This is a genomic window from Lishizhenia tianjinensis (genome assembly GCF_900116425.1).
Classification (GTDB): domain Bacteria; phylum Bacteroidota; class Bacteroidia; order Flavobacteriales_D; family Crocinitomicaceae; genus Lishizhenia; species Lishizhenia tianjinensis.
In genome coordinates, this window is the sequence record NZ_FPAS01000002.1 from 485,603 (window position 1) to 506,405 (window position 20,803).

Annotated in this window: 20 protein-coding genes; 6 read left to right on the forward strand and 14 right to left on the reverse strand. The window is 36.9% G+C overall.

Features of this window, described 5'->3' with window-relative positions; genetic code table 11:
- Positions 1-27 precede the first annotated feature (27 nt).
- From BM327_RS08750 to BM327_RS08760, 3 genes are all read left to right on the forward strand, one after another.
- Positions 28-924, forward strand: a complete 897-nt coding sequence (locus BM327_RS08750; protein WP_090248445.1) for a Ppx/GppA phosphatase family protein — start codon at positions 28-30, stop codon at positions 922-924.
- An 84-nt stretch (positions 925-1,008) separates the two neighbouring features.
- The gene (locus BM327_RS08755; protein ID WP_090248448.1) at positions 1,009-1,407 is read left to right on the forward strand and encodes a hypothetical protein; all 399 of its coding nucleotides are present in this window, start codon (positions 1,009-1,011) and stop codon (positions 1,405-1,407) included.
- 65 nt (positions 1,408-1,472) lie between these two features.
- Complete coding sequence (locus BM327_RS08760) at positions 1,473-2,015, forward strand: hypothetical protein (protein ID WP_139230315.1); 543 nt, start codon at positions 1,473-1,475, stop codon at positions 2,013-2,015.
- A gap of 37 nt (positions 2,016-2,052) precedes the next feature.
- Here the strand turns inward: BM327_RS08760 and BM327_RS08765 are convergent, their stop codons facing one another.
- From BM327_RS08765 to BM327_RS08775, 3 genes are all read right to left on the reverse strand, one after another.
- A complete protein-coding gene (locus tag BM327_RS08765; RefSeq protein ID WP_090248456.1) occupies positions 2,053-2,967 on the reverse strand; it encodes a hypothetical protein in 915 nt (304 codons plus the stop codon).
- 75 nt (positions 2,968-3,042) lie between these two features.
- The gene (locus tag BM327_RS08770; RefSeq protein ID WP_090248457.1) at positions 3,043-3,474 is read right to left on the reverse strand and encodes a hypothetical protein; all 432 of its coding nucleotides are present in this window, start codon (positions 3,472-3,474) and stop codon (positions 3,043-3,045) included.
- Positions 3,475-3,559: 85 nt separating this feature from the next.
- Positions 3,560-4,780, reverse strand: a complete 1,221-nt coding sequence (locus BM327_RS08775) for a toxin-antitoxin system YwqK family antitoxin (protein ID WP_139230316.1) — start codon at positions 4,778-4,780, stop codon at positions 3,560-3,562.
- Between the two features lie 163 nt (positions 4,781-4,943).
- Between BM327_RS08775 and BM327_RS08780 the strand changes: the two genes are divergently transcribed.
- Positions 4,944-5,621: a hypothetical protein gene (locus BM327_RS08780; RefSeq protein ID WP_090248464.1), complete on the forward strand. Its 678-nt coding sequence runs from the start codon at positions 4,944-4,946 to the stop codon at positions 5,619-5,621.
- Between the two features lie 168 nt (positions 5,622-5,789).
- Here the strand turns inward: BM327_RS08780 and tyrS are convergent, their stop codons facing one another.
- The 3 genes from tyrS to BM327_RS08795 all read right to left on the reverse strand — a co-directional run bounded on the left by tyrS (position 5,790) and on the right by BM327_RS08795 (position 10,886).
- The gene (gene tyrS, locus BM327_RS08785) at positions 5,790-7,076 is read right to left on the reverse strand and encodes a tyrosine--tRNA ligase (RefSeq protein ID WP_090248466.1); all 1,287 of its coding nucleotides are present in this window, start codon (positions 7,074-7,076) and stop codon (positions 5,790-5,792) included.
- 99 nt (positions 7,077-7,175) lie between these two features.
- Complete coding sequence (locus BM327_RS08790) at positions 7,176-8,984, reverse strand: cytochrome-c peroxidase (protein ID WP_090248469.1); 1,809 nt, start codon at positions 8,982-8,984, stop codon at positions 7,176-7,178.
- A gap of 72 nt (positions 8,985-9,056) precedes the next feature.
- Positions 9,057-10,886 carry an alkaline phosphatase PhoX gene (locus BM327_RS08795; protein ID WP_090248472.1) on the reverse strand — a complete coding sequence of 610 codons (1,830 nt, stop codon included), beginning with the start codon at positions 10,884-10,886 and terminating at the stop codon, positions 9,057-9,059.
- A gap of 351 nt (positions 10,887-11,237) precedes the next feature.
- On the opposite strand from BM327_RS08795, the gene BM327_RS08800 reads away from it, so the two are divergent.
- Entirely contained in the window at positions 11,238-12,224 is a 987-nt protein-coding gene (locus BM327_RS08800) for a T9SS type A sorting domain-containing protein (RefSeq protein WP_090248474.1), read from the forward strand.
- An 836-nt stretch (positions 12,225-13,060) separates the two neighbouring features.
- On the opposite strand, the gene BM327_RS08805 is transcribed toward BM327_RS08800, so the two are convergent.
- Both BM327_RS08805 and BM327_RS08810 read right to left on the reverse strand, forming a co-directional pair.
- On the reverse strand, positions 13,061-13,318 hold the full coding sequence (locus BM327_RS08805; protein WP_090248477.1) for a NifU family protein: 258 nt from the start codon (positions 13,316-13,318) through the stop codon (positions 13,061-13,063).
- Positions 13,319-13,320: 2 nt separating this feature from the next.
- Positions 13,321-14,406, reverse strand: coding sequence for an Mrp/NBP35 family ATP-binding protein (locus BM327_RS08810; protein WP_244526207.1), 1,086 nt, complete (start codon positions 14,404-14,406; stop codon positions 13,321-13,323).
- A 205-nt stretch (positions 14,407-14,611) separates the two neighbouring features.
- Here BM327_RS08810 and BM327_RS08815 point away from each other — a divergent pair, with 205 nt between their 5' ends.
- Entirely contained in the window at positions 14,612-15,274 is a 663-nt protein-coding gene (locus BM327_RS08815) for a hypothetical protein (RefSeq protein ID WP_090248480.1), read from the forward strand.
- Between the two features lie 180 nt (positions 15,275-15,454).
- Here BM327_RS08815 and BM327_RS08820 read toward each other — a convergent pair whose 3' ends face one another.
- The 6 genes from BM327_RS08820 to BM327_RS08845 all read right to left on the reverse strand — a co-directional run bounded on the left by BM327_RS08820 (position 15,455) and on the right by BM327_RS08845 (position 20,754).
- The gene (locus tag BM327_RS08820) at positions 15,455-15,847 is read right to left on the reverse strand and encodes a DUF4296 domain-containing protein (protein ID WP_090248482.1); all 393 of its coding nucleotides are present in this window, start codon (positions 15,845-15,847) and stop codon (positions 15,455-15,457) included.
- Positions 15,848-15,849: 2 nt separating this feature from the next.
- A complete protein-coding gene (locus BM327_RS08825) occupies positions 15,850-17,181 on the reverse strand; it encodes a dihydroorotase (RefSeq protein ID WP_090248485.1) in 1,332 nt (443 codons plus the stop codon).
- 98 nt (positions 17,182-17,279) lie between these two features.
- Positions 17,280-17,993 carry a polyprenol monophosphomannose synthase gene (locus BM327_RS08830; protein ID WP_090248487.1) on the reverse strand — a complete coding sequence of 238 codons (714 nt, stop codon included), beginning with the start codon at positions 17,991-17,993 and terminating at the stop codon, positions 17,280-17,282.
- 121 nt (positions 17,994-18,114) lie between these two features.
- Positions 18,115-18,624, reverse strand: a complete 510-nt coding sequence (locus BM327_RS08835; protein ID WP_244526208.1) for a regulatory protein RecX — start codon at positions 18,622-18,624, stop codon at positions 18,115-18,117.
- The gene (locus BM327_RS08840; protein ID WP_090248492.1) at positions 18,605-20,152 is read right to left on the reverse strand and encodes an Rne/Rng family ribonuclease; all 1,548 of its coding nucleotides are present in this window, start codon (positions 20,150-20,152) and stop codon (positions 18,605-18,607) included. Before BM327_RS08840 ends, BM327_RS08835 begins: the two co-directional genes overlap by 20 nt.
- A gap of 311 nt (positions 20,153-20,463) precedes the next feature.
- Positions 20,464-20,754 (reverse strand): HU family DNA-binding protein, encoded by a 291-nt coding sequence (locus BM327_RS08845; RefSeq protein WP_090248495.1) that lies wholly within the window; start codon positions 20,752-20,754, stop codon positions 20,464-20,466.
- Positions 20,755-20,803: the final 49 nt, after the last annotated feature.

A 20,803-nucleotide genomic window follows, 5' to 3' on the forward strand; every position in this document is an offset into this window, starting at 1 on the left:
TCTTAGTTTAATACCCAAAAGCAACACTTGATTTACGGAGCCATAGATATAGGAACAAACGCTGCCCGACTACTCATTGGTCAGGTAACCAAAATTAACGGTCATTCTTACGTAAAGAAGATCAGCTATACGCGTATTCCCTTGCGTTTGGGGTTAGAAGTTTTCGAAGATGGTATTATCTCTCCTAAAAAGGAAAAGGAGTTTGTAAAAACCATGCAAGCCTTTAAGCTCATTGCCGAAGTTTTTAATGTTGATGGCTTGAGAGCCTGTGCAACCTCTGCTATGCGTGAGGCGAAAAACGGAAGAGAAATCAAGGATCATATAGAGAATGAGGTTGGACTCAAAATAGAAATCATCGGTGGGAAAGAAGAAGCCGATATTATTTTCTCTACTTTCTTTTTATTGAACATAGACAAAGATTCTCCTTTCATTGTAATAGATGTTGGTGGAGGTTCTACAGAAATATCTGTATTCGAGGACGGACAAAAAGTAGCAGGGAAATCTTTCCGTGTAGGTACCATACGTTTGATGAAGCACAAAGAAAGCAGGCAGATATGGAAATCGATGAAAAAGTGGATAGCAGACCACGTAGATGCATCTGTACAACACAAAGTGTTTGCAACAGGAGGTAACATCAACAAAGTACACAAGTTGTTGGGGAAACAACACATGGAACCCATTAAGTACAGAGAGTTGGATGAGTTACACGATAAACTGGCAGCCTTAGATGTAGACCAACGAGCCGAGAAATACCAATTAAAGCCAGATAGAGCCGATGTAATTGTTCCGGCGTGTGAAATCTACTTGTACGCCATGACTTGCCTTAAATCTACAGAAATGTTCGTCCCCAAGATTGGACTTTCCGATGGAATCATACATCAATTACACGCCAAGGCGGAGAAAAAGAAAGCGAAGAAGGGGTAGGGGATTTAAATTCAAGGATTCAAAAATTTAAGAATTTAATGAATTCATTCCTCAGCTCCGCTATAAGATTTGCATTAATAGTACATGATCAACTTTGATAACATATTAGCTGCTCGGTTGAAAAGGAATAACTTTTTGGAGTATGCTGGTGAAAATTTTAGATCGAAAGATTCTAAGTTGTTGAGAAGAATAGGCGAAACTACGGACTTAGAAATATTGTTTGGAGTTGAAAATGATAGCGGTGAAGGTTTTATTTTGACAAGGACCTCAATGTTGATTGTAAGCGACCATTCCGTAGTAAAAAAGATAGCAAATGCAGAATTTAATAGACTAGTACGAGAAGACATTAGACGGAAAGGCGGTAAACAACAACGAGCAGAATATTTGTATTTAGACGAAGTTACAAAGTGTTGGGTGAAAAATCCTGAGTTGATTTCGGCAGTGGGCAATACCGTACTTTTCTTAGAGAATTGTTTAGAGTAAGAAAGGTCTGAAAGTCAATAAAAATATGGAATGTTGGCTTTCTTTTCATCCTAAGAAAAAACATTATGAGAAAACATCTTTTTACTATTCTTTTACTTATGATCACTTATTGGTCTTTAGCATGTTCTTGCGATGGAAGATCGAAGGTTTCTGTAGCCTATAACAGTGCAGATTTAGTAGTCTTAGCCACTGTAGTTGATTCTCAGATTATACACATTTGGTCGGATACTCTTTTTGCAAGAAGTCTGTACAATGATTCACAGAAATCAATGACTTATCGTGAGTTTAAGGAAAGGCATTTTAGCATAAGAATGATTGATTACAGTGTGGAAGTAGACACGCTATTTAAGCAAGATACAATCCATCAAGCATCAAAACTTATAATTCGCACAGGATTGGGAGGGGGAGATTGTGGAGTAGAATTCGAAATTGGAGAAAGCTATTTGATTTATGCCTACAGTGAATCCTCAGTAGTTTATACAGAAGAAAAATTAGGAAGGTCTGAAGAAGAGCTCCAGGGAATATACAATACAAATGACTGTACCCGAACGCATTTGAGGAGATTTAGAAAAGAGGATATTGATGAGATATTAAAAATTAAGAAGTAAGTCATTTGGCTCGTTTTGTGGTATGAGTAATACCATTTTACGTCCATAACTTCTTAATTTTTCCCCAAAAGCTAGATTTATGAGCAGGTAAAGGTTTTGCGTGTTTAACTCTTTCTTCAACTTTATTAAGGTTATCTAAATTTACGGTTCTTCCTTTTGTTTTCAGGATGAAGTCTCTTCTCCAATCATTGACGTTGAAATTATGTCTTTCTTGAAATGAAGAGGTTTCCCAATACATCATAGAAGCATAGTTCTGATCCATTATTAAAGCCCTGTGTTGCTCTCCAATTTCTTCTAATTCTACGATTATCTTTTTGATGATTTTGTAATCATCATTTTCTTTTTTACCTCCAAAATCGAATGTTAACTGATCACGATATTTAATCAACGGATGATTTTCTAATTCTTCAAGGGGTTGTAATGACTTTAACTTACTAATAGCATTTTGGGAAGGATATTGTATTGCCCAATTAGAAAGAATGGAATTGATTATGCATTTTTGAAATTCTAATTCATTGCTTATTCTTTTATATTCAGTTGCGAGTCTGTACCAGTTTTCACTGAGTTCTCCGAAATTTTCAGTACTTCTTTTAAAATATTCGAGTGCTTTTTGAGGGTTGTTTTGTTGTAAGGCTATTTTTCCTTTCTCTAACAAACTTACTGTAAAGTTCTCATCCTTTACTTCCTCATTTCCCCAGTCATAATCATTTAATTTATACCATTCGAAAAATTTATCAAGATTAGAAAATCGAGGTACAATAATAGCCTCGTCATGTTCCATTTCGCAAATGATGGGCTCCTGATCTTCTTTTCCAAATTCCCAATACAATCCGAAACAATCTCCATTCCCTAAGTTTGCTTCCTCAAACATTAAAAACCCATTAGGAGGATAAACTCCAGTTCCGATATTCGAGTCTATAGTAATTTCATTTATTTTTTGTGGTAGTTTCATTATTGAAGAGTTTTTATATGCCGAAGTAAAATAGAACTAAAATTCTTTTGAATTAGGGCAGTTTTCAAAGTTGTATTAAATCATCCAATTAAGTAAAGTTCCCAAACCTACGAATACAGAAATCGCAATCAAGAATATGGTCAACAAGCAACCAAAAGCAACAGTCGTATCTTTAATTTTATCAATACGTGATCTACTTTGGGTTTCATATTCTATAAATTGAATAGGTTCAATGGATTGTATAAAAACGTCACTGTGATCGTCTATCCAATCGATTTTATCATTTATTAGGTAGCAGCGTTCAAGATCTTCCTTTTCTAATCTTAAACCATAATTTTCAGCAGCTTTTAGTAGGTGTATTGCATAGTGGATCAGTCCTTCCTTATTGGCCCTAATATGTGTGTCCGGTAGTATGCCTCCATCTTCATATATCCCAAAGAGAGCATTGCTTTCAGCATATTCTGTTTCGAGTTCTGTGATTATTGATATAAGCTTTTTTTCGTTCAAATTGTAGATTGTTTGGTCCAACCAAAATACTAAAAATCTACTCTATTATTTTTAACTTGTTCACTGTACAATGATTTTTATAGAATTAATCACACTCGTTATCATATTTATTTACAGTATGTTCTTCGCCATTTTCATTATACTGAGTGATAGTTCTAGTTGTCATATCCCATTCTCTCAATACTTTTCCGTTGGAATAATATGATTTGTTTCCCGAGACAATTTCACCATTTTCGAATGTAAAGCTGGTTTTAATTTTGCCATTGTCATAGAATGAAGAGTTCTTGCCCTCCATGTATTGTAGAATTGGGAAATATTCATCTTCTATAAATAGTAGTTCCTTTTCACCATATCTATCTTCAAATTTTATCCAAAATGGAATGTAGAAATTCATAATGCCTTTTTGATTTATTCTGAAGGCATCGTAATCAATCCAATTGTAGCAAGGAGTAAAACCTGTGACTGTGTCTTTTAAAAGAAAATCGTATTTAATTTGTCCATTTTCATTATACTGTCTGTAATATTCAGAAGGTCTCCCTTTATTAATGACGGTTTCAAGGAATAAATTTTCATCCAAATAGACTTTAAATTGACCCTTAGGAACTCCTTCTTTAAATGTAGTTTGAAATTTCAGTCTTTTAATGGGTTTACTATTCTCATAATATGCTTCATAAAATATCCATAGATCTTCTTTCTTGTTCTTTGTGTAGCTTCCATAAGCTAAAGTGTCCCCATTTGGTGTAAACCAGATTGCATTCCCCTCTAGAATTGAGTTTTGTATATTGAATATGGCAAATGGACGATCTTCCCAAGATGAGGTTGAGTCATTATACTTTGGGAAGTAATTAATAATGTAGGTTCCATTTTTGTCGATGTTATATTCATCTAAATTATCAAGCCCCAAGTTTTTAGGTGAAGGCCGATGAAATAGGTCATTATCATTTGGAGAGCCTATGTGATAGGTTAAAAATTCGACTTGATTATTTTTTGTTTTTTGAAAGGAATCTGATCTCATTCTTTTTATTTCATTGCTGTCTACCGGAATCTTGTAAAAATCTTTATAAATAAAGTACAGAGGGGAGACCGATGATGTTGAAATTGGATTTCCAAAGCAATCGTAATCTGTTATAAATCCCGCGAGAAGTTTATACTTAATACTGTCAAGATTTGTCGTTTGAATTCTTTTGGAAATACTCAATAATTCGTCATATACATCCTTTGTAAAAAGGTCTGTTGAAAGTGTTTTTCGATAATTTTGAATAATAATAGTGTCATTGATTTCTATTAGTTGAGCTGTGTTGTACATGCTAGGTTTGGTCTGTGAAAGAAAACTCAATGTTGACAAGGAAAAAACAGTTGCGACCGCAAAGGAAATAAGTTTATTAATCATATTTTGTTGATTCTATGTTCAATCCATAAATACAAAATCTAAAAAGAGTAACGAAAGTTAATTCTTTATTTATGGTGATATGTCAAAAACACTTATCTATTTAGTCCTTTTTTATCTAGTTCAGAATCACTGTTTTGGTCAATATTATGAAAATTGGGATCCGATAAGTTTGCAACCTTTGGGTGCGGTTTCAGATAGTGGTAAAGTTTATTTCAATGAGACCGGAGATACCATTTTAGTGTTTAATCATGCTCAAAGGTGTTATTGTGGTGAGAAAATAGATTCTAATATTTACATCCGATATAATGATTCTATTTGGAGACAAATGTATGGAGGTAAAAGTTTTGTAAATAGAAAAAGTAGGGAAAGATTAGTTGTTTTCTCATCGTCAATGATTTATCAAAATGACAGCACTTTCATTTATTCCGTTAGAGGTAAGGATAGGTCCACAAACGAAAGGTTTAACATCCATTTGGATTCATTTTCCTTACAACTTTATTCTATACATGTGGAGATTACACAAGGAGATGATATGTTCTCGTTGAAATACGAGAAAAGTGGAACGCGTTGGAAGTTTTTATATGGTTTAAAAAATCAAAAGAAATTAAAAGGGAAGGAAAAGAAATACTTTAAAAATGAATTCCAAATCAACTTAAACCTTGAAGAATTCCCAATTTCCGATAGTTCAATTCAATACTTGCCTGCTAAATCTATTGACTATGGAAAGCAAATAGATGAAGATTTAAAGTATCGCTAACAACGTCTACCCCTTCAGAAATCTAGGCATCTATTTATCGAACCAAAAAAGGGACAAACCCTAAAGTTCATCCCTTTCAATATTTCTAACTTTTAGGTTCTCGAGCTCGAGCGCCGCACTGAGCGTAGCCGAAGTGTCGAGAGACTAAATATCTAACCGTCTAAAAGTCTATTCCACTATTAACAAGTAGTTATTCTTCTTTCCTTTTCCAAGCAATACGTACTTGTCGTTGATCAATTGCTCTTCTGTAATTACGAAGTCTTCTTGCACTTTCGCTTTGTTTACAGCAATGGCGTTTCCTTTCAATTCTCTACGTGCTTCTCCGTTTGATTTCAAGAAGTTGGTTTCGCTCCCTAATGCGTTCACGATACTCAAACCTTCTTTTACGATATCACGAGAAACTGTAGCCGATGGAATTCCATCAAATACGGCCAAAAATGCTTTTTCATCCAAGCTTCTCAAATCTTCTTCAGATGATTTTCCGAATAAAATTTTAGTCGCTGCTTTGGCTACAACCAAATCTTCTGCACTGTGTACGCGTGTTGTTAACTCGTCTGCAATGGCATTTTGTAAAATACGCTTGTGTGGAGCTTCGTTGTGCGCTGCTTCCAATGCTTCTATTTCTTCTCTTGTTTTGAAGGTGTAGAAACGAATCAATTTCTTGGCGTCTTCGTCTGTAGCATTTAACCAGAATTGGTAGAATTGGTAAGGCGTCGTTTTTTCTGGATCTAACCAAATTGTACCACTTTCTGTTTTACCAAACTTTCCTCCGTCTGCTTTTGTAAGTAACGGACAAGTAAAGGCAAAAGCAGATTTACCTAACATTCTACGCATTAATTCTGTTCCAGTAGTGATATTTCCCCACTGATCAGAACCACCCATTTGCAACATACAGTTGTATGTCTTGTTTAAGTGTACAAAGTCATGACCTTGGATCAACTGATAGGAGAATTCTGTAAACGACAAACCAGTTTCTACACGTTTCTTTACAGAGTCTTTCGAGCTCATGTAATTGATGGTAATGTGTTTACCTACATCTCTAATGAATTCAATGAAAGAAAACTCCTTCATCCAATCGTAGTTGTTCACCAAAAGGGCCGCGTTTTCTGCGTTCGTATCGAAATCCAAAAACTTCTTCAGCTGTGCAGTTTGACCTGCAATATTTTTTGCCAAAGTTGCTTCGTCCAATAAGTTACGCTCATCCGATTTCCCAGATGGATCTCCAACCATACCAGTAGCTCCACCTACTAAAGCGATAGGTCTGTGCCCAGCTCTTTGTAAGTGCATTAATAAAGTAATGGGTAACAAATTACCAACGTGTAAAGAATCAGCTGTCGGATCAAACCCCACATAACCAGTAGTCATTTCTTTCTCTAGTTGTTCTTGGGTTCCGGGCATGATATCCTGTACCATACCTCTCCATTCTAATTCATCTTTAATAAAATTTGTTGGCATCTTTATCTGTTTTGCTACAAAAATAAAGGGATTTTTAAAATTGAGAAGTCAAATAGGAGAATTCAAAATTTAATTCCTTATAAAATTGTTTTTCGCGACTTATTGCACATACACAGAATCCGTCAAAGCTTCCATGAACTTTACCAAATCTGCTTTCTCTTTCTGGGTTAAATTCAATTTGTCTGTGGGTAGTGTTTGGTGAGGAATATCTAATCCTAACCCTGCTCCTCCACCTTCATTGTAGAAGTCAACCACCTTTTCTAAACTGGTAATTGAACCGTTGTGCATGTAAGGAAAACTGATGCTAACATTTCTAATTGTTGGAGTTTTAAAGGAATTGGCGTAAAACTCGTAGCCTTCTTTTAATATCCCATTGGCGGCTCTTCCTGCATCTTCATCTAAAACGGGGTTTTCAAAATTCTCATCCTTTAATACACCCAATACTTCTGATTCTGAATCTTTGAAATAGGGCGGAACTAAACCCGAAAAAGTAGGCGGGAAGTGACAGGTAGCACATTGAGCTTTTCCCATGAATAAGTTAAAACCATTGATTACATCTTGGCTTATTGTGACTTCAGGATCAGAGATGGCTCTGTCAAACTCAGAATCGAATGTTGGTAAGGATGCTAAATAGCTTTTGATCACCGTGTACAAGGTAGTTATAGAAACCGGATGATCTTCTTCTGGGAAACACTGCTTAAACAAGCTTGGGTAAGTGGGGTGATTGACTAATTTTTCTGTAATCTCTAAGGGCGTTGAATTAAACTCAAGTGGACTCGTAAAGACATGTTCCATCTGATTTTTTAATTCCTGCGCGCGCATGTCGTGGAAATACTGTGTGGCGTATATAGAGTAGTTCAATGAAGGACTATTTCTTTTCAAGGTATCTTTCATGAAATTCAAACTTTTGGCCACTTGATCTGTAAAGGCCTTGTCTTTGTTGTGGCAAGAAGCACAGGAAAGATCACCGTTTTGAGAAAGTAACTTATCGTTGAACAATTGTTTTCCCAAGTCAATTTTATCTTGTTCTAACGCGGAGGGTGCTACATGTAAAAAGTAGCTTTTATTTAAAAATTGAGGTGAGAAGATGTTGGTGAATTTGCTGTTATAGGCCAGCGGATTCATGTGCATTTCTTCTTCACTCTCTATGTTATTTTCTATTCTAAAAGCTTCCATCTTCCCGAAGGCTGGAAGCAAAACTTCTTTGTAGTAGGCAAATCTGTTGAATTCATCAAAAGAACTATACTCCGTGTTTTCTAAGTGGGCAACAAGCTCTTTTAAATGTTCACTTTGGTAACGGATGTTGATTTGATTAAAGGCGGTAATTAATGAAGTATTGACACTTTTTAAATCAGTAATGGCATGCATACTACCAGGAGTGTCAAAACCTGTTATACCCATGGTGAATGACCGAATCATTTCCAGTTTTAAAGCCACGAGCATTTGCGCCTCGCTCAACTTTATGGATTGTAATCTTTTCTGAAAGAAGGAGAGTTCTCTTCCTAATTTCAGTATGATTTCACTGATTTCTTCTTTGTTGATGGTGTCTGAGAAAAGGCTTTCATCCAGCACTTGAAAACCACCGGGAGCGTGTATTTCTTTTTGGGCAACGCCTTTTAATGGTTTCAATAAAGGAGATTCATTGATGCGTGTTTCGTAGAGTTCTGCATCAACGTAGGCTATGAGGTATTCTGCTTCTTTAAACAGTTTTCGAACTACGAAATACTGTTGAATTAACTCTTCTTTCGTAAGGTCTTTTAACTGTGTTTGCAAAGAATTCATTTCTGTATTGAGTTGACTCATCGTATGCACGAAGTTTACTTGTACAGGATGGACACTCTGTTTTTTATCGTAAAAGGCCAAGCTGAGGATGACAGCGGTTAAGAGAAAAAAAAGCGTTTTGTTCATGTTGTATTAAATTGAAAAATGGCAAAGGAGACCTAAATGCTCCTTTGCCATGAGAGATGTTGAAGTGTTTGCTTACTTCGTTACTATAATTTTTTGCGTAGTTCCTGCGTCGTTTTGTACGTAGTAAATACCTGCAGGTAATTCGCTAACATCAATTTGTTGTACGTTTCTGTATACACGCATTCTCTGACCTTGAGCGTTGTACAATGCAAAGTCACCCGCTACCTTAAAGTTTAAAGTTTGAGAAACTGGATTTGGGTAAACATCAAACTTCGCTTTGTTCTCTTCCATTTCCTCTAAGCTAGCAGTTAACTGATCCCATCCTGTGATAGCGTAAGTTAACGAGTGGTTGTAAGGGAAAGGGTTCGTAGTTGCTGGGTGCTGAGAGTTAACAAAGATCGTTTTACCATCTTTAGACGCAACAGCTCCTGTAATTTCAGCTCCTTCTGGAACAACAGAGATACGGATCAAATCACTTACATCTGGTGTAGTATCTTCCATATCGAATAAGTATAATTCACATGTTCTGTTAGAAATTCCATTTGGTACTCTACCGTGAGATGTACCGTTTAAGTCCTCACAAATTAACATGTAAGATTTACCATTTACATGTAAGAAGTTTAATCCATCAGGGTTAGATAAGTGTACGCTTGGGTAAGCTGATTGATCTGGAGAGTTAGCAAAGTAAGGTCCAGCTTCAATGAAAACTGACATTTCGTTGTTTGTTGGATCGAATTGTAATACTCTACCGTAGTAATCCCAGTAATCTGGCGCATCTGGTGTAGTACCTTGTCCATTTGTAGCTCTGTTTACGTGGTGAGCAGCAAATGTACCACCTGCATTGTGTGCTCCTGACCAAGCTCCTGCTGGGTTATCTCTACCTGTTTCTGTGATGTATACCAAACCTGTGTTAGGGTCTTGTGCTACCCACTCCAAACGGTTGTACATTGTTGCACCTGCAGCAATCGCTAAATCGCTTAAGTTTAACATGTTGTCAAGGTTAGAGTTGTCTATCTCTATCCATGGGTTAGCTGCATCTTCTTTAAAAACATAAGTGTTACCTGATGTGAAGTCACCCGCAACATCAGCAACGAACTTTGTAAAGAAAGCCGGTGTAGCATCTTGAGCCAAGTAAACTGTTTTATTGTCTGGCATTACTGTACCACCTTCAAAAGGTTGTCTACCCCAGTTGTATTGCTTACGAATAGCTCTAGCCTCACGCGGATCTATCTCCGTCATGTAGTTTAAGTTCTGGTATTTTTTAATGGTTTGACCATTGTATCCAGGAAATCCTGCGTCTGAAATTTGACCGTTGGCAGTACCAGTTCCAATCGTGAAATCAGAGGTGTCTCTGTTTGCAATACCTTCATTTGAACTTTGCCACCATTCTTCAGCTGTCCAAATTCTACCGTCAACGATAGATGAAATACCACCACAGTTCATACCTGTTTCTCCTGTGTAGTTTACGAAGTCAACATTGAAGAATTTACCACTTCTTCCGTCAGACAAAGTTTGGTTAACTACCTGAATACTGTCTGTATTTGCATCTCTTCTAATGGCAAAAACAGTCATTCCTCCACCGTCACCTAATTTGTCATCACTTTCAATTCTTTCGTGGTTAACAGATAACCATCCTAAGTAGTTTCCAGTTGGATCAGGAGTAAATCCTATAAAGTCATTCCAAGATTTAGACAAAGCCATGCCTGCCGCATTTCCGTACGTAGCTGTTGTTGCTACAGAATCATAACCTCCAATAAAGATCACCTGAGAGCTTAAAGGAGATGCGGGCATTACCACGGTTGTATTTGTGAAACTTGGGTCAATTTCTGGGTCAAAGTTGAACTGCGCGCTTGCTGCGTATGCATTCAAACCTAAGGCCGCTAAGAGTAAAGTCTTTTTCATTATTTGGTTTTTTAAGAATAATGTTTGGGCAAAGGTCTTTATATGATCCTGAAATAATTTCAAGCCAGGTTTATAGCTTTATTAAATGTCTATAAAGTATGTTAAGTCAATTCTAAGAAAATAGATTTTTGAGTGCTGTATCTACGTAATTCTTGATTGGAGTTAAGTAGAAAATTAAGGTGAGAGTTAGGTTAATAGTAAGTTAACGAAGGGAGGAGTTTCTTTGCTTGCCTTGATTCAAGCAATATTTAACAATTGATAGAATATCTTTTGTAGAAGTTAAGGATTTCTGACTTACATTTGATGTAGCCACCAGCATAGTGTTGAGGCTTAACTAAATAACCATTTATTATGATTAAAAATTTACTGCTATTCGGAGCTGTGAGCTTCTCATTAACTGCCACTGCTCAGGATTACAATTTGAGTGTAAGTTCACAGAATTATACAGATTTAACCGGTGAAATAAGTTTAACGCATGGACAGGTTTGGGACGACCCCTTTGATACCATTCCCATAGGTTTTGATTTTGATTTTTTTTCGAGAACGCTAGATACCCTATATCTATCTGATTTTGGTTTGGGAGGAATGTTGCTCGATAAGGCTGATGATGGCGTGAACCCCATGGGAGACGTTGCAGTATTTCTTCCTTATGGAACGGATATTATAGATAGAGGAGATTTTACAGGAAGTTCTGAATCTGAAATTTCTTATAAGGTAGAGGGTGCTGTTGGAAACAGAATAACCAAAATCCAATGGAAAAATGTTGGGTTTTACAGCGGTCCCTATGCAGATTACACAAATTTTCAGTTATGGCTTCATGAGGCAGATGGAACTTTTGCCATTCATTTTGGACCGACTTCGGTTTCTCAACCTATGAATAGTTATGAAGGCGAAACAGGAACAGCCATAGCTTTTGTTCCTCTTATGGAATTTGATTCAGAAGTTATTTCGGAAGATGGTTTTTACCTTTCGGGAGATCCTGCATCACCTACTATGGAAGTTATGAGTACAGGAGATGTTATTGAGTATTTAAACGGTACAATAGACGATGGTACGGTTTATACTTTTTCAAGATCAGACGCTTCTGTTACTGATGTAAATGAAAAAGGTTTGGCCTTTAAAATTGCTCCAAACCCATCGCAAGATTTCTTACAAATTTCTTTGAAAGAGGAGGTTGAAACGGAATCTATTGCTATCGTTGATCTTCAGGGGAAGGTTGTGTTAAGTGATTTAACTATTAACCAGAAAATTGATGTAAGCACTTTAGAAGCTGGAGTGTACATGGTACAAATTCAAACCGCTGACGGGTTATCTACCCAAAAGTTTATAAAGAAATAGTAGAATTATTTGTTGAAGAAAAGGTCGGGGTAACTCGACCTTTTTTATGTTCAAAGTATACGTTATCACTTTGTCGGTTTTCGAGACCTCTCCTTCCTCGAACCTGAAAACAGTTTTGAGCAAGAGTAATGAGCAAGATGTTTAGACTTGATTATAACCACAAAGTAAGCGGAGGTTTGCACAAAGGACACGGAGTAAGGATTTTGTTTGGATGGAGAACGGGAGTATGGTTTAATAAAGTCTCCTCATGTTAAATCATTGAATTGTTGAATTTTTGAATCATTGAATCATTGAATCCCTGGATGTCGGTTTTCGAGATTTCTCCTTCCTCGAACCTCAAAACAGTTTTGAGCAAGAGTAATGAGCAAGGTGTTTAGACTTAATTATAAGCACAAAGGACACGGAGTAAGGTTTTTGTTTGGATGGAGAACTGGAGTATGGTTGAATAAAGTCTCCTTATGTTAAATCATCAAATCCCTCAAATCTTTGAATTGTTGAATCTTTGAATTGTTGAATTGTTGAATCCCTGGAGTCGGCCTTCGAGACTTCTCGTTCTGACGTCGACTATAAATACCACAATACAGGCCATAATCAAAGTTCTCAGACATTGTTGTCAAAGAATCTAAATATCCAAAAGTCTTACCGTCTCACCGTCTATAAACCCATTCTAGCTATCTAGAAATCTAGTTATCTAGCCATCTAAATAAAAAAAGGGACAAACAATAAATGTTCATCCCTTTTCAATATCAATGCTTTTAACAGTTTATATCCCCTTTATTATAGGAGGTTCTCGATCGGAATCGAGAGACTAAGCGTCTAAAAATCTAAATGTCTAACTATGCCGTAGCCATATCCACCGCTTCTACGCGAATGATTTCTGGAGCTACTTTCTTTACGGCTTCTTCTAAACCTGCTTTCAAAGTCATAGGACTCATAGAGCATTCAGAACATGCACCCAACAATTTAACTTGAGCTACACCTTCATCAGTAATGTTTACCAATTCCATGTCTCCACCATCAGCTTCTAAGAAAGGTCTTAGATCTTCTAATGCAGCATTAATTTTTTTGGTAATTTCTTCTTTATTCAAGGCCATAATTATGCTTTTTCAGCAACCTTAGCTGCTTTTTTAGTTTCAACTTCTACCACAAATTTACGAACTAATTCGTCAAAGGCATTTGCAGTCGGTGTGTTTTCTTGGAATACTGCCGGTCTACCCACGTCTCCAGATTCTCTTACACTCTGTACTAATGGAATGTGACCCAAGAAAGTTTCGTTCATTCCTTCTGCCAAATTCTTCGCTCCATCTCTACCGAAAATGTAGTATTTGTTCTCAGGTAATTCTGCAGGTGTAAACCATGCCATGTTTTCAATTAAACCAACAACAGGAACTTTGATTCCGTCTAGTTTAAACATGTTCACTCCCTTACGCGCATCTGCCAAAGCCACTTCTTGTGGAGTTGAAACAATTACAGCTCCATCCAATGGAACAGTTTGTACCAATGATAAGTGAATGTCTCCTGTTCCTGGAGGTAAGTCGATTAACAAGTAATCCAATTCTCCCCAGTAAGTATCTGTAAACAATTGCGTTAATGCTTTAGAAGCCATAGGACCTCTCCAAACTACCGCATTGTCTTGCTCAGTAAAGAAACCGATAGACATAATTTGTATACCGTAGCTCATTACAGGAACCATCTTCTTTTCACCCTCCACTTCTATCATGGTAGGTCTTTCTCCAACTACGTCAAACATGGTTGGCATAGATGGACCGTAGATGTCAGCATCCACAATACCAACTTTGTAACCTGCCTTGGTTAATCCACCTGCAAGGTTAGCTGTAACTGTAGATTTTCCTACTCCACCTTTACCAGAGGCAACGGCTACAATGTTTTTCACTTCAGGTAAGATTCTTCTGCGCGTTGCAGTTTCAGCAGTACTCATACCTTTTACAGTACATTCTACCTCTATATTTTTTCCTAATACTCTTTCCAATGCAAACTCAACTGCTTCTTCCATACGCTTTCTAGCGTGTAGAGCAGGGTTGGTAACATTAACGGTAAGTGAAATTGTGTTTCCCTCTATTACTAAGTCTTCTACTAAGTTCTGAGAAACGATATCCTTCTTTAAATCAGGTTCTAAAACATTGCCCAAGGCCTCTAATACCTTGTCTCTTGTAATTGCCATAGCTATTCTTTACGTCCCGCAAAAATAAGGCTAATACTTTAAGATGTAAAGGATAAAGTGGGGAATGTTTAATGGGTGACTAAGAATGGGAGGTAGGAGGGTGAAAAGCGAGTTCAGATATGTATAGAATGAACTTTTTTTTGAATGTTTTTCTTAGATATATACTGGCTATATTCTTTAATTTGGAAGTCTAAAATAAACCATCATGAAAAAATCATTAATGCTTTTAACACTCTTTGTTTGCACTGCAGTTTTTAGTCAGAATACAAACAAACACAGTGTAAGTCTATTTACAGGAATCATACAGAACTATGCTGATGGAACCCTTCCGTTTAATACAAAATCACTTTATCCAGGTAATGGCGTGTTCAATGGTTTACTGAACAATTCCATAGGTGTGTCCTATAAAAATTATAGTTCCAAAGGGTACTGGTGGTCTGGTTCTGTACAATATTTAAACGAATGGAGTTATATTGAAAGGTTAAAGTCAGAACGACCAATTATCAACAGGCTTCACCTTACCACTGCGATGAATTTGGGTAAAACCAAAGTATTAAATGAACACTTTAGTATAGATTACGGAATGGGATTGTTGTATAGATATGCCGAAGAAGAGGTGTTAACACCTACTACGAACAATTATTTTTTAGGGGAAGACATTTTACTTCACAGTACAGGTGTTAACCTTCAGTGTGCTTTAAATTATAAACTTGGAGATCATATAAATTTGTTCACAGGTCTGAACGCTAGGGCTTATCTTTTTGGAGTTGAGCAAGGGGAGACTGAGTTTCTACCTTTGAGTAGGAAGGTAAGTGAAGGGGAGACCCTTAATTTTAGTCTCGACTTAGGTTTATCTTTTACTTTTTAATGATTTCTAGGCCCTTTCCTTATCCCCAAACAATTTGGGGAGGGTCGCGCTTTTCATCCTACGCTTCGGTAGTCAACTAAAAAAGCTGGGTGCTTTCTGTGGCTTCTTTGGTCGCCCCAAAAGCATTGGCTTTTCAAAGTTTCCTCCCTGCAGGGTATCCTTACAATCGCTAAGGGAATTTTATTTGGTGGTTACCAAAGTATCTTCTTTCTGTGTCGTGTTGTTTTCAATTGAAAATGAGCGCATGTTCAATGAATCAGAAATTTTGGTGTAGATATCATTCAATACCTCTTGCTCTCTACTGTAGTAGGTAAAAGAGGTGTTGAAACGTGCGCTGTCTAGGTTGTACTTGGCAAATATGTCCTGACCTTCGCGCTTTAAAATTTTGTAGTAGTTGGGTAAACTTCTGTACTTGTTTTGTACATAACCTTCTAACACGAGAAGGTCTTGCAAAACATACTGAAAAGTGTCTTGCGGTATTAAATCATAAGGCCTAGGGTTTTCTTCCAAATTGTTTTGGCAAGCCGTAAAAATGAAAGAAAACCCTATAAGAAATAGCCCTAATTTTTTCATGTCTATCTATCGAAAGTAATACGTTGACCATTACCAACTTCAACAATAGCGTTGTTGTGGTAAACTGTTTTTCCGTTTACAATAGTTCTATCAATTACGTGAGAGAATTTAGTTCCTTCGAAAGGAGACCATCCACACTTGTACAATAAGCTTTCTCTAGTAACGGTTTGGTCTTGCTTAGGATCTACGATTACGATATCGGCAAAGTAACCTTCTCTTAAGTATCCTCTTTCTTTTACTTGGAAACAATCTGCAGGCGCGTGAGCCATTTTCTCAACCACTCTTTCTAAAGGAATAATTCCTTCTTTAGATTTCTCCAACATGGCCAATAAAGCGTGCTGTACTAACGGACCACCAGAAGGTGCGTTAAAGTAAGTGTTTGCTTTTTCTTCCAAAGTATGAGGAGCGTGATCTGTAGCAACAATGTCAATTCTGTTGTCTAACAAAGCTTTCCAAATCTGGTCTCTATCAACCGCAGTTTTTACCGCTGGGTTCCACTTAATGAAAGTACCTTTTTCGTCGTAGAATTCATCTGTAAACCACAAGTGGTGTACACAAGCTTCAGCTGTAATTCTTTTCTCTTTTAAAGGAATATCATTTCTGAATAATTCAGTTTCTTTTCCTGTAGAAATATGTAAAATGTGTAAACGTGTATCGAATTTTTTAGCCAATTCTACCGCTTTACTAGAAGATAAGTAACAAGCTTCTTCACTTCTAATTTCTGGGTGGTATTTAATTGGCATGTCTTCACCGTATTTTTCACGGTAAATTTCTGTGTTTCTACGTATAGTTGCTTCGTCTTCACAGTGCGTAGCAATTAACATAGGAACTTCAGAGAAGATTTTTTCCAAGGTTGCTGTTTCATCTACCAACATATTACCTGTACTCGACCCCATGAAAACTTTTACACCACATACGTTGTGAGGATCTGTTTGTAAAACATGTTCTATGTTGTCGTTAGAAGCTCCCATAAAGAAGCTGTAGTTAGCAATACTTGTATTAGCTGCAATGTCGTATTTGTCTTGCAACAATTGCTGCGTTAAAGCATTAGGAACCGTATTTGGCATTTCCATGAAGGTAGTAATACCACCTGCAACAGCAGCTCTACTCTCTGTACCTATGTTGGCTTTGTGCGTTAAACCTGGCTCTCTAAAGTGAACTTGATCATCTATACATCCTGGAAGTACATATTTTCCATCAGCATTAATTTCTTCTGCATTGGCTTCAGAAATGTTTGCCGCGATTTTGGTAATTCTACCGTCCTCTATAAGTATGTCTAAATGTTCCTTTTTTCCTTCGTTTATTACTAAACCTCCTTTGATAACTGTTTTCATATGTACTTCTTTTGTATGTATAGTGGTATAGAAAGGTGTTCAACCTTGTTTACCTCGGCAAAGGTAAGTCTCAAACCAAGGATATCCCAGAAATGAACTTATAATTTTAATCCACGCATTTTCCAAACACCAAAAAGTGCTTCTTTGAAAATACCAGAACTCATTTTAGATTCTCCGTAAAGTCTATCCACAAAAGTGATAGGAACTTCTACGATTTTAAATTTGTGTCTTTTCACCGCATACTTCATACAGATTTGAAAAGCGTATCCTCTAAAGGTAATAGCATCGAAGTTTACGGCTTGCAAAGCTTCTTTGGCGTAACATTTAAATCCTGCAGTGGTGTCTTTTATTCCTATCCACAAAATCATCCTTACATAAATAGAAGCGAAATAAGACATTAAAACTCTGTCCCAAGGCCAGTTGCTTACTTTTCCTCCTTTGCAGTAACGAGATCCTATGGCTAATCCAGCGTTCTTCTCCTTACATGCCGTGTAAAGGCGAATCAAATCATCTGGGTTGTGAGAGAAGTCACAGTCCATTTCAAAAATGTAGTCGTAGTTTCTTTGTAAAGACCATTTAAAGCCATGGATGTAAGCTGTTCCCAATCCCAGTTTTCCTTCCCTTTGTTCAAGGTGGAGTTGAGTGGGGAATTCTTTTTGCAGTTCTTTAACGCGTTTTGCCGTCCCATCGGGTGAATTATCGTCGATAATTAACAGGTGAAATTCTTTTTCTAAAGAGAAAACTTTACGTACCATTTTCTCTATGTTCTCGATTTCGTTATATGTGGGGATGATTACTACGCTGTCTGACACTGCATTATTTTTTTAGTGTTGCTAATATAATGGAATTATTGAAGAAAGAAAACCTGTGTATTTGCTTTGTGATTTATTAACGAAGGTGCGGTAAATAGGGAGGAGAGGTGGAGGCAAGGAATTAATTTTCTTCTCCTGAGAAAAGGTCGTTGATTACTTCGTAAATTAAGTTTTGCTCGTAGCCCTTACTGTGCAGGTAACGCATCACTTTTGCGCGTTGTTGCCATTGATTTTCAGAGCTTTTGAGGCTGGCTTTTTTGCGTTCAGCTAATTGAACAAGTGTAGAAAAGTAAACTTCGGGTTCTATGATGGCCATTCCTTTTTTTATGGTATATTCAGAAACGCGTTTTTGTTTAAGGTGTTGCTTGATTTTGTTGCGCCCCCATTTTTTGATGTTGAATTTACCTGAAACAAAACTTTCGGCAAAACGTTCTTCGTCTAAAAAACGATTGCTTATTAAGTCAGCGATGAGCACATTTCTGTCTTCCTCATCTAATCCCCAAGAAAATAATTTGTTTTCAACCTCAGAATGGCAGCGGTCTTGATAGGCGCAGTAGGCTTCGATTTTTTGCTTAGCCTCTAAAAGCGAGTATTTGCACTCCGACTTCATGTCAGAGTGCAATTTCCTCATTTTTTTTGTTGACAAAAGAGTACTGCATAAAATGGTTGGCTGTAATTCCTCTTACAGGAATCCACTTTTTATATTTGAAGAACCATTTCAATTGCTTACTGATTAGTCCACGCTTGAAGTAAGCTTCTATATAAGGGTGAACTAATAACGTAATATCAGTTTCTTTTTTGTCTTGGATTAAGAAATCCAAATTCGTTTCAATTTCTTCGGTGAAGAGTATACTTGCTGTAACCTCTCCTGTACCGTTACATGCCGGACAAGTTTCATTGGTATTGATGTCAGTTTCCGGTCTTGTGCGTTGTCTTGTTATCTCAATAACCCCAAAACGCGATGGAGGAAGGATGTTGTGTTTTGCGCGGTCCGGTTTCATGAATTCCTTCATTTTCTCGTACAACGCTCTGTTGTTTTCCTTCTCGTGCATGTCTATAAAATCAACAGCTACGATACCACCCATGTCACGCAATTGCAATACTCTTGCTAATTCTTCAGCCGCCTCAATGTTGGTAGCTAAAGCATTGCTTTCCTGATTGTCTGCGCCCTTTCTGTTACCACTATTCACGTCAACAACGTGCATAGCTTCTGTGTGTTCAATAATTAAGTATCCACCACTAGGTAATGGAACCTTCTTACCAAACAAAGCTTTAATTTGGCGGTTAATGCCAAACTTTTCGAAAATTTCTAATTTTCCGTTGTAATGCTTTAAAATTTTCTCTCTTCCAGGAGCTATACTTTCTATGTAATCGCTCATTTCTTCAAGAAGCTGTTCGTCGTTTACATGTATGTTTGTAAAACTACTGTTGAGAAGGTCTCTTAATAAACCAGATGCTTTTCCAATTTCACCTAAAACGCGTTTGGGTGGTGTGGATTGTTGCAAATTCTGGTGCATTATTTTCCACTTCTCTAAGAGATTTTTTAAGTCATTATCTAGTTGCTCGACCTTTTTATTTTCTGCTACAGTTCTGATAATAACCCCGAAATTTTTCGGTTTAATATCGCGCATTATGTCTCTCAATCGATCGCGTTCTTTGTGATCTTTGATCTTTTGTGAGATGCTCACTTTTTCAGAAAAGGGTACTAAAACCAAAAATCTTCCCGCCAAAGTTACCTCGGCGCTAAGACGCGGTCCTTTACTTGAAATAGGCTCTTTTGCTACTTGTACCAATATAGGTTGAGTAGAAGAAACTATGTCTGTAATCTTCCCGTCTTTAGGAATGTCTTCTTCTGACTTAAAATAAAGAAGGTCGGCCACGTTCTGCTTGCTTTGCAAGGTTTGTCGTGTAAACTTATCGAGTGATCTAAATTGTGGACCCAGGTCTAAATAGTGCAAAAACGCATCTTTTTCGTACCCAACATCAACAAAACAGGCATTCAAACTCGGAACAACCTTTCTAACTTTCCCCAGGTAGATATCACCTACAGAAAATTCAGTTTGCCCTTGTTCTTCATGCAACTCAATCAGCTTTCCATCCTTTAACAAAGCAATCCAAACTCCATTTGGTCTGGAGTCGATTACTAATTCGTAATTCACGGAAGCCGTTTTAAAATGTGAATAAATACAAATGACTTAGCGATACGAAATCACTAAGTCAATTTGCTAATAACTCTAAAATGTCAGAAGATTATTTTTTCTTCTTGTGACGGTTTTTTCTAAGTCTTTTCTTTCTCTTGTGAGTAGACATCTTATGTCTTTTTCTTTTCTTACCACTTGGCATAACTCTATGTATTAAATGTTAGTATTCTTATTAAAAAATCATCTTCCGCACGGGGCGAAAAAACTCCCGTTCTTCCAAACGGGAGTGCAAAGGTATAAAATATTTAGTAAAATATCCGAATAAGGGATTATTTTACAGCAACTTTAGTTTTTACTTCTTCAACGAAAGTCTTTGCAGGCTTAAATGAAGGTATGTTGTGCGCAGGAATTATGATTGTTGTGTTCTTAGAAATGTTTCTACCCGTTTTCTCAGCTCTTTCTTTCACAACAAAGCTACCGAAACCTCTTAAATATACGTTCTCTCCCTTAGTTAAAGACGATTTGATAGATGCCATAAAAGCCTCTACTGCCTTTTGTGCTTCAACTCTCTCTAATCCTGTTTCCTCAGAAATTTCAGCAATAATGTCTGCTTTAGTCATTTTTGTAATTTTTATTATTTATAACAACAATGTGATTTTCAGGCGCAAA

Coding starts and splice junctions, on each gene's coding strand:
- BM327_RS08755 (WP_090248448.1), top strand. CDS start 1,009: ATGATCAACTTTGATAACATATTAGCTGCTCGGTTGAAAAGGAATAAC.
- BM327_RS08760 (WP_139230315.1), top strand. CDS start 1,473: ATGAGAAAACATCTTTTTACTATTCTTTTACTTATGATCACTTATTGG.
- BM327_RS08765 (WP_090248456.1), bottom strand. CDS start 2,967: ATGAAACTACCACAAAAAATAAATGAAATTACTATAGACTCGAATATC.
- BM327_RS08775 (WP_139230316.1), bottom strand. CDS start 4,780: ATGTACAACACAGCTCAACTAATAGAAATCAATGACACTATTATTATT.
- BM327_RS08780 (WP_090248464.1), top strand. CDS start 4,944: ATGTCAAAAACACTTATCTATTTAGTCCTTTTTTATCTAGTTCAGAAT.
- tyrS (WP_090248466.1), bottom strand. CDS start 7,076: ATGCCAACAAATTTTATTAAAGATGAATTAGAATGGAGAGGTATGGTA.
- BM327_RS08790 (WP_090248469.1), bottom strand. CDS start 8,984: ATGAACAAAACGCTTTTTTTTCTCTTAACCGCTGTCATCCTCAGCTTG.
- BM327_RS08795 (WP_090248472.1), bottom strand. CDS start 10,886: ATGAAAAAGACTTTACTCTTAGCGGCCTTAGGTTTGAATGCATACGCA.
- BM327_RS08800 (WP_090248474.1), top strand. CDS start 11,238: ATGATTAAAAATTTACTGCTATTCGGAGCTGTGAGCTTCTCATTAACT.
- BM327_RS08805 (WP_090248477.1), bottom strand. CDS start 13,318: ATGGCCTTGAATAAAGAAGAAATTACCAAAAAAATTAATGCTGCATTA.
- BM327_RS08810 (WP_244526207.1), bottom strand. CDS start 14,406: ATGGCAATTACAAGAGACAAGGTATTAGAGGCCTTGGGCAATGTTTTA.
- BM327_RS08815 (WP_090248480.1), top strand. CDS start 14,612: ATGAAAAAATCATTAATGCTTTTAACACTCTTTGTTTGCACTGCAGTT.
- BM327_RS08820 (WP_090248482.1), bottom strand. CDS start 15,847: ATGAAAAAATTAGGGCTATTTCTTATAGGGTTTTCTTTCATTTTTACG.
- BM327_RS08825 (WP_090248485.1), bottom strand. CDS start 17,181: ATGAAAACAGTTATCAAAGGAGGTTTAGTAATAAACGAAGGAAAAAAG.
- BM327_RS08835 (WP_244526208.1), bottom strand. CDS start 18,624: ATGAGGAAATTGCACTCTGACATGAAGTCGGAGTGCAAATACTCGCTT.
- BM327_RS08845 (WP_090248495.1), bottom strand. CDS start 20,754: ATGACTAAAGCAGACATTATTGCTGAAATTTCTGAGGAAACAGGATTA.